Origin of the sequence: Streptomyces sp. URMC 124, assembly GCF_051386455.1 — a bacterium.
Classification (GTDB): Bacteria; Actinomycetota; Actinomycetes; order Streptomycetales; family Streptomycetaceae; genus Streptomyces.
The window spans coordinates 1-12,492 of sequence record NZ_JBPQTS010000017.1 but is presented as its reverse complement, the minus strand read 5'-3'; the positions used below and the strand labels follow the sequence as shown (position 1 = coordinate 12,492).

Sequence of the window (12,492 nt, the reverse complement as noted above, 5' to 3'; positions counted from 1 at the left end):
CGTCGGATCAGGCGTGCCGCGGCGGGCTACTTGGCTGCCGCCGCCGGCAGCGGCGCGCCCTCGCAGGTGACGTCCCGGGCGGGCAGTGCTCCGGAGAGGAGGTAGGTGTTCACGATGCCGTCGATGCAGGCGCTGTCGCCCGGGTAGACGCCGTGGTCGCCGCCGGTGGCCGTGACCAGGCGTGAGCCGCGCAGGGCCCGGTGGGCACGCTGCGCGCCTTCGTAGTACGTGGCCGGGTCGTGCAGGGAGTTGAGCATCAGGACGGGCGGCAGGCCCTTGCCGGTGACCTTGACCTGCGACACCTGCGGTGTGGGCCATGCCGCGCAGGCGGCGCTGAACGCGAGCTCCCGGGCGCCGGCCAGGGGGTACTTGGCGGTGTCTTCTGCGCTGCGCCGCACCCAGTATCCGGTGTCGCGGGTCCAGGGCGTGTCGGCGCAGGTCACCGAGAGGAACTCGGAGAAGAAGTTGGTGCCGAGGTAGGACCCGAAGAGGGTGTCGACCAGCTGCCGCTCGTCGGGGGCCGCCGCGTCCCAGTGCTCCAGCGCGGCGAGCGACTTCGCCAGGGCGGGGAAGCCCTGGCGGGCGTCGTAGATCGCCTGGATGGTGCCGCTGTCGAAGCGGTTGGGGTCGAGGGTCTTCCCCTTGCCCTCGCCCAGGCTGAGCGGGCGGTCGTGCAGGGCGCTGCGGCGCCGCTCCCACGTGGCCTTCGCCTCGGCCGCGGTGCGGCCGTAGTGGTAGATGGCGTCGTTCTTCGCGAGCCAGGGCAGGAAGTCCTGCTCGAAGCGGCGCTGGAAGCTCTTCGGCTGCCCCTTCTCGAACTCCTCCCAGGTGCCGCCGAAGGCTGTGTTGCTGTCGAGGACGGCGCGTTCGACGCGCTGCGGGAAGAGCGTGGCGTAGTACGCGCCGACCATGGTCGCGTAGGAGGCTCCGTAGTACGCGATCTTCCGCTCGCCGAGCAGGGCGCGGAAGAGGTCCATGTCGCGGGCGGTCTGCTCGGTGGTGATGTACGGCAGGAGATCGCCGTGCTTCTCGCGGCAGGCGTCCGCGAGCTTGCGGGAGTTGTCCAGGACGCGCTGTACGGCGCCGGGCGAGCGGTCGCGGAAGTCGCCCGCGAAGAAGGCGTCGAGCTCGTCCTGGGTCTGGCACTGCAGCGGCGTGCTGTTGCCGACGCCGCGCTGGTCGAAGCTGACGATGTCGTAGGCGGCGGCTGTGGAGGGCGCGCTCTTCGCGAGCCCCGCCGGCCGCTTCAGGCCCGAGCCGCCCGGCCCGCCGGCGGCCATCATCAGCACTCCGCGCCGCTGCGCGGAATCGCTCGCCCGCACGCGGGACACCGCGATCGTGAGGTCCTTGCCGGTGCCGGGGTGGTGCCAGTCGCGCGGCACGGTCATCTCCGCGCACTCCAGGCCCGTTTGCCCGGGGCAGGGCTTCCAGTCCAGCTTCTGGGACGCGTACTGCTCCGGCACGGGCACGGTGGCGGTGGGGGCGCCTGTGGCGGTGGCGGCTGCCGTGCGGGGCTGTGCGTCGGCCGTCCCCGCCGGGAGCACCGTGGCGGCGATCACTGCGGCGACGGCAGCCGACACGGCGGGGGCGGCGAATACGGCCCGCCGCGATTTCCTGGACTCGGACATCGAACCTCCTGGTGCGTGGTGACGGTTCGATGTTCCCGGGCGGGACGGCCTGATTCGATCCCTCTGGCATCCGTCCCGGGGGTGGTACTGGTGCCACCCCCAGGGGGAAGCGACGGTCAGGGCTTCTTCATGAAGGCGACTTCGGGATAGGCCGGGGACGGCCGGTCGAAGAGCGGGCTCGGGGTGCCGCGCAGGTGCCGGTCGACGAACGCGCTCACGTACGCACGGGTCAGCGCGGTCGAGCGGGTGCCGTGCAGGGTGCCGTAGGCGCCTGCCACCTGGTCCGGCGGGAGCTGGTCGCGCAGACCGAAGCGGTCGGCGATCCAAGGGGCGTCCGTGAACGTCAGGTGACCGCCTTCGGGCACGTCGAGCCAGCGCTTCCAGCCGGTCAGCCGCTGCCAGCTCTTGTCCCAGTTCTCCATGTGCCCGGCCCTCTGTGCGCCCAGGAGCAGCACGGGCTTGTTCGGTCCGCCGGCGGGCAGGCTGCCGGGGAAGTCGCCGTCGAGGTTGACGGCGGCGTCCACGCGCTTGTCGACGCGCAGGGTCTCCACCGCACTCGCGCCTCCGATGGAGTGGCCGACCACGGCGATCCGGTCGCGGTCGACGGCGAGCGGGCTGCCGGGGGCGGTCAGTCGGCCGAGGACGAAGGAGAAGTCCTTCGCCCGGTTGCGTACGACGGCGGCCATGTCCGGCTTCTCGCAGGTCTCGCAGGTCTCGATGCGCCCGCCGGGGAACTCGACGGGGGCCTCGTAGGTGTGGTCGACCGCCGCTACCGCGTAGCCGCGCGACGCGAGGTCCTCGCCGAGCCCGGTGAGCGTCAGCCGGCTCATGCCGAAGCCGGGTGAGAGGACGACCAGCGGCCGGGGGGCGCGGGCCGGCGCGGCGTTCAGGGTGGAGTTGGTGCGGATGCCGGCGAGGTCCTCCTTCCCGATGACCAGCTTGGACAGCTCCTTCGACACGAAGGGGGTGTTCCGGTCGCCCTGGTGCCGCGCCGGGTACCAGAGCGTGACCATGAGCTGCCGCTTGCCCGCTGCGGGCTTCCAGGGGTCGGGGCGCGAGGCGTCGGTGAGGTGCAGGGTCTTCGTCCCGACCGGCTGCTTGCCCGTGGGAGCCGGGACCCGGACCGGGGTGCCGGACGCCGACGGCTCGGAGGCCGGCGCCGCCGCCGCGGCTGCGGCCTGGGGAACGGCGAGGGCCGTGAGGAGCGCGGCGGCCACGAAGGACCGCCGCGTTGTCTTCCGCGATTTCCACAACATGATCATCACGTTATGCGGCCGTGACCATGTCTGCCATCAGCCTCAGGTCGGAGATGATCAACTTCGCACGGCGGCCTCCGCGGCTTCCTCCGCGGCGTCTGCCGCTTCTGCCGTGTCTGCGGCTTCTGCCGTGTCTGCGGCTTCTGCGGCTTATGCGGCGCCCTTCGGTGCTTCGTGGAGGGCGGCGGCACCGGCGCCGCGCCGGCGGTCCATCTCGCGCCACTCCGGGCGCAGTCCGGCCAGGTTGGTGGTGAGGAAGTACGCCACCCCGCCCGCCAGGAGGACGGGCACGAGGCCGGCGGTGGTGACGGCGATTCCGGCGAGCAGACCGCCGAGCGGGATGCCCGCCCAGGCCAGGGAGTCGCCGATCGCCCGCACCCGGCCCAGGAGGGCGCGCGGCACCCGCTCGAAGGACACGGCGCCGAGGATGGGGTTGAGGAAGCCGCCGCCGAAGCCGCCGACCGCGAACACCACGAGCACCACCCACAACGGCGCTCCGCAGGCGAGCACCACGAACTTCGGCGCCCCCGCGAGCAGGAAGCCGGCGAAGAACACCGGGCGGCGGCGCAGCCGGTGGGCGAGCGCGGCGGCCACGAGGCTGCCGCACACGGCCGTGACACCCGCCGCGCTGCTGATGAGGCCGATGGCCGCGGGGCCGCCTCCGGAGCTCTCGGCCCACACCGGGACGAGGACGGCCATGAAGCCCGCCTCGAGGAGGTTGGTGATGCCGACCATGATGATGATCGTGAGCAGCAGGGGCTCGCCGCGCAGGAAGGCGAAGCCTTCGCCGAAACGGCGCCAGTAGCCTGCCGGTTCGCGTGGGCCGCCGGCGTCCGCCGGCGCGCCGCCCGGCGGGACGGGCAGGCCCATGCCGCGCGGGAGCGCGAGGGCGATCACGAGCGAACCCAGGGCGAAGGAGGCGGCGTTGACCGCCAGGCCCGCCATCGGGCCGAGCAGCGCCACCAGCGCGCCGCCGGCCGCCGGGCCGATGGTGGAGGCGAGGCGCTCGGTGACGCCGGAGAGGCCGGTCGCCCGCTCCAGGGGGACGCGGCTGCGCTCCGCGGCCTCCGGCACCATGATCTCCTTGGCCAGGTCGCCGGGCCCGCGCACGGCACCGATCACCGCGACGAGGCCGAGCAGCAGCCAGAACGGCAGCAGGTCCAGGGCGTGGAGCAGGGGGACCAGCGCGGCAGCGGCGGCGCTGAGGGCGTCGGTCGTCCAGGAGACGACGCGCGGCCCGACGCGGTCCACCACGGGGCCGGTGAACATCTTGACCAGGACGTACGGCGTCATCTCGCAGAAGGCGACGAGCCCGGTCTGCGTGGCGCTGCCGGTGGTGACGAGCACGAACCACGGCAGGGCGACCGCCGAGACGCGCGTACCCGTCAGGGAGACGGCCGTCGCCGTGAGGATCCCGGCGAGCGGGCGGAGGCTGCGACGCGCGGGAGGGGTGCCGTCGGAAGGCCCGCCGGGGAAAGGCCCCTCGACGGGAGGCTTGTCGGCGGGAGGCCCGTCGGCGGGAGAGGCCTCCGGGCGGGAGGACGGCAGGTCGCCGGATATCCGGCCGGGCTGCGGTGCGGGCGCGGTCATGCTCCCCCCTGCCCGTCCGCGCCGTCCGCTGCGCCGTCTCCCGCAGGTCCTTCCCCACGTGCTTCCGCAGCTCCCCCGACCGCGGCCGGGTCGGGCAGGACGTGCAAGGTGACCGAGACGCACTGGCTTCCGGCGGGCGCGTCCGCGCCGGGCGCGAACCGGCGATAGCGCTCGATGACCGACCGGAGCTCGCCGGACAGCTCCTCGGCCTCCTCCGGAGTGAGCTGCAGGTTCCAGTCGCTCATGTTGAACGCGTCCCGCCAGGGCTTCGGCAGGTCCGGGTACGCGGCGACGGCCAGCTGGGTGCGCAGGGTGTGGGCGGCCACGATGCCCTGGACGTAGCCGAGCATGGCCTCGGGCTCCTGCTCGGCGAGCGCGTCGTCATCGATCACGGTGGCCTCGTGGACGGCGCGCCACCAGCGCTCGCGGGCGTTGCCCAGCGAGGCGTCCTCCGCGACGAAGCCCGCGGCGGCGAGCTGCCTCAGGTGGTAACTGGTCGCCCCGGAGGCCAGGCCGAGGCGCTCGGCGAGCCGGGTGGCCGTCGAAGGTCCGTACATCCGCAGGAGCCCCACGAGTTGCACGCGTACGGGGTGGGCCAGGGCGCGCAGGCCCTTGGCGTCGAGCACGACATCGGTCATTCCCTCACCCTAGACTGCCAAGGTTTCTTTGCAAAGAAACCTTGGCAGTCCGTCTGCGGCGGCGGGGACCGGGCTCAGAGCGAACGCCCGGCGCCGCCGTCGATGCGGATGGACTCGCCGTTGATATACGCGGCGGCGTCCGAGACGAGAAACGCCGCCAGCTTGCCGACCTCCGCGACGGTGGCGTAGCGGCCGGCGGGGATGCGCGCGAGGAATTCGGGCTGCTCGGGCCAGCTGTCGACGTAGCCCGGCATGACGCTGTTCATCCTGATGCCCTTGGCCGCGTACTGGTCGGCGTACAGCTTGGTGAAGCTCGTGAGCGCGGCCCGCAGAGCGGAGTTGACGGGGATCATGCCGAGCGGCTCGAAGGCCGTGTACGAGGAGAGGTTGACGAAGGCGCCGCCACCGACCCGCTCCATGTGCGGGGTGACCAGGCGCGCCATGCGCACGACGCTGAGCAGCAACATGTCGAGCCCGTCGTGCCACTCCTCGTCGGTGACCTCCAGCAGCGCGCCGTTGCGGGCGTGGCCGGCTCCGTTGACGACGGCGTCGATGCGGCCATGGCGCTCCAGGGCGTGGTCGACGAGGCGGGCCAGGTCACCGGGGTCCGTGAGCGAGCCGGTCACCGCGCTGCCGCCCAGCTCATGAGCCAGCTCGTGGACGGAGTCGTCGATGTCGAGGAGGACGAGGCGGTGGCCCGCGGCGGCGAGCTCGGAAGCCATGCCACGACCGATGCCGGAGGCGGCGGCGGTGACGATCACAACGCGGTCGGGCGTGGGAGTGGGGGCGGGCACGGGAGCGGGGGGCATGGCGGGCGCCTTCCGGACACTTGCATACGACGGTACGAATAGAACCGTACAGTCAAACTCTCTCCGTACGAAATCCGTCGTACGATCGTCCTCATGGCCACCTACCACCCCGACCGCGATCAGCTGCTCGTCGAGGACGTCCTGAGCGCCCTGGGAAATCCGGTGCGGCTAGGGATCGTGCGCGAGCTCGACGCCTCGCCCGGTGAACGCACCTGCGGCAGCCTCCCGCTGGAGATCACCAAGGCCACGGCCACGCACCACTGGCGGGTGCTGCGCGAGTCCGGGATCACGCGCGAGCACAAGGCGGGCCGCTCGAAGGCCGTCTCGCTGCGCCGCGAGGACCTCGACGCGCGCTTCCCCGGACTGCTCGACGCCGTGCTGCGCGCCACTCCCCCGGCGCGAAAGCCGTAGACCGGCGCCCGGATCCGTCAGCGGACCGAGGCGTACGCGCCGAGGGCGATGGCCGCGAAGTTGCGCAGGGAGTCCGTGCCGGGGGCGAAGTAGCCGGTGTGGCCGTGGGCTCCGCGCGTGGGGACGATGCGGGCGCCGAACTCCGGCGAGGTGGGGTCCGTGCCGTGGCCGAGGCCGAAGAGGTCGACGTTGGGGACGTTGCCTATCCAGTCCGAGGAGTTGCGCGCGGCGGCCCAGACGCGGGCGCCCGTGTGCAGTGCGGCCGCCGAACCCGCCCGCATGCCGGGGCTGCCGAGCGCCACCAGGTCCGCGGCCTCGGTGCGGTCGACGGACGGGGCGGCCAGGCCGCAGACCACCGAGCCGTAGCTGTGGCAGAAGACGGAGGGCGGCGGCGCGGCGGGAGAGGCGGCGGCCGCCGCCAGCCCGGCGAGCAGGCGCTCCAGGCGCACGGCCCCGGCCTGCGCGAGCCGGCCGGTGGCGGCGTCCACGCCGAGGCCGACCGGCGTGGTGTAGCCGGCCCAGGCGATGACCGCGGTGGGGGTGCCGGGCGCCCTGCGCTCCATCTCGGCCCGCAGCGAGGCGGCCATCCCGGCGGGGGTGCCGTAGCGGTCCTTCGTCCGGTCGAACGTGCGCAGGTCGATGTCCGAGCCCGGCACGATGACGGCCGTGTGCCGGGCCGCCGCCAGATCGCCGTACACCTCGGCGACCTGGCCGCGGCCGCGCGGGTCGAAGGCCAGGATCCGGCGGCCCGGCGCGAGCAGCCGCTCGCAGCGATCGGCCCGCGCCCGGGCCTCTTCCCGCGCGGCGCGGGGCAGGCTCGCGTCCGCGGCCCGGGCCCGCGCCTCATCCCGCTCGGCGGCTATCGCCCGGGCGTTGGCCTCGTACCGCAGGGGCACGGGCGCACCGTCGAGATTGCCGACGACCAGCGCGTGACGGGCCGCCAGGTCCTTGCGCCGGGCCTCGGTGAGTCCGGCGAAGAACGCGGCGACCGTACGCGGTGCCGCCGTCGCCGGGTCCGGCAGCTCGCGGTGGAGGGAGTGGTCCGCTCGCCACGCCGCGGCGCCGGCGGGCGGGCCGGTGACCACGGCCTGCTCGTTCCCGACGGCCCAGCCCGCTGTGCCCGCCACCACCGTGGTGGCCAGAGCTGCGGCGACCAGCGTGCGCTTGAAGCGGCCCATGACTGTCTCTCCCTCGTCCCTCGGCGTGACAGAGGGAAAGTTAGGGAGAGGGTGTGCGAGCCTGCGTCACTCCACGGAGCCAACCGTGGAGTGATACCTCAGTAGGGGGTCGGCGAGGGGGCCGTCACCCTCGCGCCGAGCCCGTGAAGTCCTCGGAGTTCCCTGAGTCCTCAAAGTCCTCGGAGTCCTCGTAGTCCGCGTAGTCGAAGCCCGGGGCGACCACGCACGTCACCAGGACCGGCTCGTCCCCTGCGGGCCGGGCCGACTGCCACACGCCGCCCGGCACCAGGAACTGCGGTTGCTCGCCCCGCTCGACCCCGGGCCCGAGGACCACCTCCCCTGCCCCCTTCCCGTCGGGCGCGTCCCCGGAGCCGCCGAGCCCCATCCGCAGCGGGCCGCCGCGGTGCCACAGCCACAGCTCGTCGGAGCGCACGCGGTGCCAGCGGGAGACCTCACCGGGGTGGAGGAGGTAGTAGATGCCGGTGGCGAACGCCCGCGGCCCGCCGTAGCCGTCGGGAACCGCTTCGCGCGAGGTCTTCCACGTCTCGCGGAACCACCCTCCCTCGACGTGCGGTTGGAGGCCGAGGAGCTCGACCAGTCCCGAGATGCCGGAAGTCCTGTCAGCCATGGGGGCATTCTCGCGCGGCTCCCGGCCGGCCGCTCCCCGAACGCACTCCTCAGCCCCCGGGCCGGTCGGCGGCCTCCGGCTCGACCGCGTCCGAGGCTATGAGCAGGGCCGTGCCGATGACCGCGAGGATGATGCTCGCGTATATCTCGTAGCCGTCGAGGAAACCCAGGTAGCGCACGACCACCCAGTAGTGGAACCAGCCGGTGAGTCCGTGGACGACGCCTCCCAGACCCTGCAGGAGGAGGATGACGCCGACGCCTTCGAGCAGCTTCTTCATACCCGCCATGCTCCTGCCGCCGCCCGGCCCCCGTCGTCGCCCGGAAGGCTGCGCGGCACCGACCGAAGTAGTCGCCCGCGAGCCCTCGGATCACCCAAGGTCCCGCCCCGTGCAACTTTGGTATCGACCTCCGTCCGGCCCCTCCGGTCCGCTCGCCGCGCCGGTAAATTGGCTGCTCATGGACGCGAAGACCGAGGAGACGGCGGAGGCGGCGGAGGCGGAGGTGCGGTCCCGCCGGGCGCGCAGTGTGCGCGACTGGGCGGTCGACATCCTGTGCATCGCCCTCGCGGCCGTCATCGGGATCATGGCCGCCGAGGCCCTGCGCAAGGATCCTGACGCCTCGCAGACGCTCCTCTTCTTCGACCAGATCGTGGGCGCCCTGGCCTGTGTCGCGCTGTGGATGCGCCGCCGATGGCCGGTGCCGCTCGCCGTGGTGCTGGTGGTGGTGAGCACCCCCGTGCCGCCCGCCGCAGGGGCCATGCTCGTCGCGGTGTTCACGGTGGCCGTGCACCGGCCGTTCCGGACCGTGGCCGTGGTGGGAGGGCTCGCCCTGATCAGCGAGCCGCTGCAGGCGGCGATCCGCCCCGACCCGGACCTGCCGTTCCTCACTGCGACGGCCACGGGCGTGCTGCTGGTCCTCACCGTCATCGGCTGGGGCATGTTCGTCCGGTCCCGGCGGCAGCTGGTCCTGTCGCTGCGCGAGCGGGCCCGGCGGGCCGAGGCGGAGGCGGAGCTGCGGGCGGAGCGGGCCCAGCGCCTGGCCCGGGAGCGCATCGCCCGGGAGATGCACGACGTCCTGGCGCACCGGCTGTCGCTGCTGTGCGTGCACGCGGGGGCGCTGGAGTTCCGCCCCGACGCACCGCCGGCGGAGGTGGCCCGGGCCGCCGGGGTGATCCGTGACAGCGCACATCAGGCCCTGGAGGATCTGCGCGAGGTGATCGGGGTGCTGCGCGCCCCGGGCACGGAGAGCGGCGGGGATCGCCCGCAGCCCACCCTGGCAGCGTTGGAGGAGTTGGTGGAGGAGTCCCGGCTGGCGGGCACGGAGGTGGTCCTCGACCAGCGAGTGGCCGACGCCCCGTCGGTTCCCGAGGCCACGGGCCGCACGGTCTACCGGATCGTGCAGGAGGCGCTGACCAACGCCCGCAAGCACGCGGGAGGGGCGGCCGTGCGGGTCACGGTCGAGGGCTCCGCGGAGGCGGGCCTGTCGGTGGCGATCACCAATCCGCGGGGGGACGGGAGCGGTGCGTCCGTGCCCGGGTCGGGGCAGGGCCTCATCGGCCTGGCCGAGCGCGCCGCCCTCGCGGGCGGCCGCCTCTCGCACGGTCCCGCACCCGACGGCGGCTTCCGCGTCGACGGCTGGCTACCGTGGCGGCCATGAACGTCCCGCAGCCACCGCACGGCCCCGAGCCCTCGCAGTCCCCGCCGGCCCAGCAGCCCCCGTCCGCTCGGCAGGCTTCGCCGGCCGAGGAGTCCACGCGGCCCGAGCAGCCCCCGCAGGCCCGGCCGATCCGGGTGCTGCTCGTCGACGACGACCCCCTGGTGCGGGCCGGGCTGTCGTTCATGCTGGGCGGCCTGCCCGACATCCGCATCGTCGGAGAGGCCTCCGACGGCTCGGAGGTGACCGCCCTCGTCGACCGCCACACTCCGGACGTGGTGCTGATGGACATTCGCATGCCGTCGGTCGACGGCCTGGCCGCGACGGAGGAGCTGCGCCGCCGCGAAGGCGCCCCGGAGGTCGTCGTCCTGACGACCTTCCACGCCGACGAGCAGGTGCTGCGGGCCCTGCGCGCCGGAGCGGCGGGCTTCGTCCTCAAGGACACTCCGCCCGCGGAGATCGTCGCGGCCGTGCGCAGGGTCGCCGCCGGCGAGCCGGTCCTCTCCCCCGCCGTCACGCAGCAGCTGATCACCCGGGTCACCGAGCGGGAGCGGGACACCCGCGGCGAGCGGGCCCGGTCGCTGCTGGCCTCGCTCAACGACCGGGAGCGGGAGGTCGCGGCCTGCGTCGGGCGCGGCCAGTCGAACGCGGAGATCGCCGCCGCGCTCTATATGAGCGTGGCGACGGTCAAGACGCACGTCTCGCGCGTCCTCACCAAGCTCGGCCTCAACAACCGGGTGCAGATCGCCCTGCTCGTCCATGACGCGAGCGGGCCCGGCACGGAAGCCTGAGGCCCCTCGGAGCCGGCCGCGGACGAGTGCTCCCGCGGCCCTCTCCGGAAGAGCGCGGAGCGGACCGGCGCCTTCCGTAAGCCGCTCCGCTACCGGCAGGCAACCGTCGGTCACCCTGGCGCGCCCACGGGGCGGTGTTGCGGAACCGCCTACGAAACTACATGCGGCCGACGTACGGCTGTTACAAAACAGCGGGGAAACAGCAGGTTGCCGGTCATAGGATCGAACTCATGATCCATGGGCGATTAGTTCTAATCGCCCCTTTGCTTTTCTATCCGCGCATCACGCGCAGGAGAGTGGGGGAATACCTGTGCCTGGGCACATACCGCGCCGACGCGTACTCCAGGTCGCGGGCGGCGGCGTCGTCGTCGGAGCCGGTGCGGTCGGTGCCTGGCAGTGGCTCTCCCCGGAGGCGAAGAAGAAGGCCACGCACGAGGGCACCCCGGTGCGGCCCGCGAAGGCCACGACGTCCGAGTCGTTCGTCCACGTCATCGCCCACCCCGACGACTCCCTCTACTTCATGAACCCCGAGCTGGAGCAGTCGATCCTCGGCGGCGGCCCCTCCGTGACGGTCTGCCTCACCGGCGGCGAGTCCGACGGCCGCAACGAGCTGTCGAACGCCCGCGGCTACAAGCGGCTGCCCGAGAAGCGGGGCGAGTTCGTCCGTGCCCGCCTCAACGGCTTCCGCGAGGCGACGGCCCAGATGGCCACCGGCGACTGGCTCAGCCCGTGGAACGTGGAGGCCCTGTCCCTCCTGCCGGGCATCCAGGTCGAGCTGCACACCCTGCGCGCGGCCCCCCAGGTCCAGCTGATCTTCCTGGAGCTGGTCGAGGCCCGCACCCTGCGCAACCCGCGCAAGGAGAGCCTGCGCGGCCTGTGGCTCGGGGCGACCCCGCAGCTGACGACGCTCCTGCCGGCCGGCAGCCCGGTCCGGAGCACCTTCCAGTACGGCCGCAAGCAGCTCATCGACACCCTCGTCGCGATCTTCGAGCGCTACCAGCCGACCGTCGTCCGCACCCTGGACCCGAACCCCACGCACCTGCCGAAGCCGCCGGAGTTCCCGAACACCCCGCCCGTCCTGCGCGGCATAGCCAAGTACGACCACCAGGACCACACGACGTCCGCGTTCTTCGCCCAGGCCGCGCTCGCCGAGTACTGGGGCCGCAAGCACGCCCGCCCCACGGCCGTGGACAGCTACGTCGGCTACGAGGTCTCCCACCTCCCCAGCAACCTCGACAAGGCCACCACCGACCACAAGCTCAAGTTCCTCGATACCTACGGCTGGGCCGACGGCAAGGACTGCGGCGACGCCGCGGGCTGCGGCGACCGCAAGGTGGGCCGCACCTCCGGGACCAAGTACCACGGCTGGTCGAGCAACTGCCGCCACCGCGCGCCCGGCACGATGCGCTGGGTGCAGCCGCTGCCCGACGGCCGCCTCGCGGCGTTCGCGATCCTCGACGGCGCGGCGCAGTGCTGGACCGAGGCCAGGGCCGGCAGCGGCATCTGGTCCACGCCCACCTCCCTCGGCGGCTCCATGCTGGAGGGCCAGGTGCAGGCGCTGCGCCACGCCGACGGCAACCTGCAGCTGTTCTCCATACGCACGGTGCTGCCCGCGAAGGACCAGCCGCACCGGCGCGAGGTCGTCACCGCGCTGCAGAGCGGCAACGGCTCGGGCGGCACCCCGTCGTTCGGTCCCTGGCAGTCGCTGGGCTCGCCCGAGGAGGACCCCGCCCGCTCGATGGAGATGGGCTACCCGGTCGCCGTCGCCGACAAGGACGGCACGGTCCACGTCTTCGTCCGCACCTTCGAGGGCGAGGTGAGCCGGCGCAGCGGCTCCGGCGGCAAGGACTTCTCCGAGTGGGAGACGCTCCCCCACCCCGCCCTCGAAGGTGCGGACGAAGACGTGGACCG

Annotated in this window: 12 protein-coding genes; 4 read left to right on the top strand and 8 right to left on the bottom strand. The window is 73.3% G+C overall.

Annotated elements, in window-relative coordinates; genetic code table 11:
* Nucleotides 1-26: 26 nt before the first annotated feature.
* The 5 genes from ACSNOG_RS05625 to ACSNOG_RS05605 all read right to left on the bottom strand — a co-directional run bounded on the left by ACSNOG_RS05625 (nucleotide 27) and on the right by ACSNOG_RS05605 (nucleotide 5,921).
* On the bottom strand, nucleotides 27-1,628 hold the full coding sequence (locus tag ACSNOG_RS05625) for an alpha/beta hydrolase (RefSeq protein ID WP_436751407.1): 1,602 nt from the start codon (nucleotides 1,626-1,628) through the stop codon (nucleotides 27-29).
* Nucleotides 1,629-1,744: 116 nt separating this feature from the next.
* On the bottom strand, nucleotides 1,745-2,884 hold the full coding sequence (locus tag ACSNOG_RS05620; protein WP_436751406.1) for an alpha/beta hydrolase family protein: 1,140 nt from the start codon (nucleotides 2,882-2,884) through the stop codon (nucleotides 1,745-1,747).
* Nucleotides 2,885-3,034: 150 nt separating this feature from the next.
* Nucleotides 3,035-4,474, bottom strand: a complete 1,440-nt coding sequence (locus ACSNOG_RS05615; RefSeq protein WP_436751405.1) for an MFS transporter — start codon at nucleotides 4,472-4,474, stop codon at nucleotides 3,035-3,037.
* A complete protein-coding gene (locus ACSNOG_RS05610; protein ID WP_436751404.1) occupies nucleotides 4,471-5,112 on the bottom strand; it encodes an ArsR/SmtB family transcription factor in 642 nt (213 codons plus the stop codon). The genes ACSNOG_RS05615 and ACSNOG_RS05610 overlap by 4 nt, the downstream gene beginning before the upstream one ends.
* A 74-nt stretch (nucleotides 5,113-5,186) precedes the next feature.
* Complete coding sequence (locus ACSNOG_RS05605) at nucleotides 5,187-5,921, bottom strand: SDR family oxidoreductase (protein WP_436751403.1); 735 nt, start codon at nucleotides 5,919-5,921, stop codon at nucleotides 5,187-5,189.
* Nucleotides 5,922-6,014: 93 nt separating this feature from the next.
* Between ACSNOG_RS05605 and ACSNOG_RS05600 the strand changes: the two genes are divergently transcribed.
* Nucleotides 6,015-6,332, top strand: coding sequence for an ArsR/SmtB family transcription factor (locus ACSNOG_RS05600; protein WP_436751402.1), 318 nt, complete (start codon nucleotides 6,015-6,017; stop codon nucleotides 6,330-6,332).
* 17 nt (nucleotides 6,333-6,349) lie between these two features.
* Here ACSNOG_RS05600 and ACSNOG_RS05595 read toward each other — a convergent pair whose 3' ends face one another.
* From ACSNOG_RS05595 to ACSNOG_RS05585, 3 genes are all read right to left on the bottom strand, one after another.
* On the bottom strand, nucleotides 6,350-7,510 hold the full coding sequence (locus ACSNOG_RS05595; RefSeq protein WP_436751401.1) for an alpha/beta hydrolase: 1,161 nt from the start codon (nucleotides 7,508-7,510) through the stop codon (nucleotides 6,350-6,352).
* A 124-nt stretch (nucleotides 7,511-7,634) separates the two neighbouring features.
* On the bottom strand, nucleotides 7,635-8,138 hold the full coding sequence (locus ACSNOG_RS05590) for a cupin domain-containing protein (RefSeq protein WP_436751400.1): 504 nt from the start codon (nucleotides 8,136-8,138) through the stop codon (nucleotides 7,635-7,637).
* Nucleotides 8,139-8,187: 49 nt separating this feature from the next.
* The gene (locus ACSNOG_RS05585; RefSeq protein WP_436751399.1) at nucleotides 8,188-8,415 is read right to left on the bottom strand and encodes a hypothetical protein; all 228 of its coding nucleotides are present in this window, start codon (nucleotides 8,413-8,415) and stop codon (nucleotides 8,188-8,190) included.
* A 178-nt stretch (nucleotides 8,416-8,593) separates the two neighbouring features.
* On the opposite strand from ACSNOG_RS05585, the gene ACSNOG_RS05580 reads away from it, so the two are divergent.
* From ACSNOG_RS05580 to ACSNOG_RS05570, 3 genes are all read left to right on the top strand, one after another.
* Nucleotides 8,594-9,793: a sensor histidine kinase gene (locus tag ACSNOG_RS05580; protein WP_436751398.1), complete on the top strand. Its 1,200-nt coding sequence runs from the start codon at nucleotides 8,594-8,596 to the stop codon at nucleotides 9,791-9,793.
* Nucleotides 9,790-10,581, top strand: coding sequence for a response regulator (locus ACSNOG_RS05575; RefSeq protein ID WP_436751397.1), 792 nt, complete (start codon nucleotides 9,790-9,792; stop codon nucleotides 10,579-10,581). Before ACSNOG_RS05580 ends, ACSNOG_RS05575 begins: the two co-directional genes overlap by 4 nt.
* A 310-nt stretch (nucleotides 10,582-10,891) precedes the next feature.
* Nucleotides 10,892-12,492, top strand: a 1,601-nt coding sequence (locus tag ACSNOG_RS05570) for a PIG-L family deacetylase (protein ID WP_436751396.1), incomplete at its 3' end; no start/stop codon positions are given.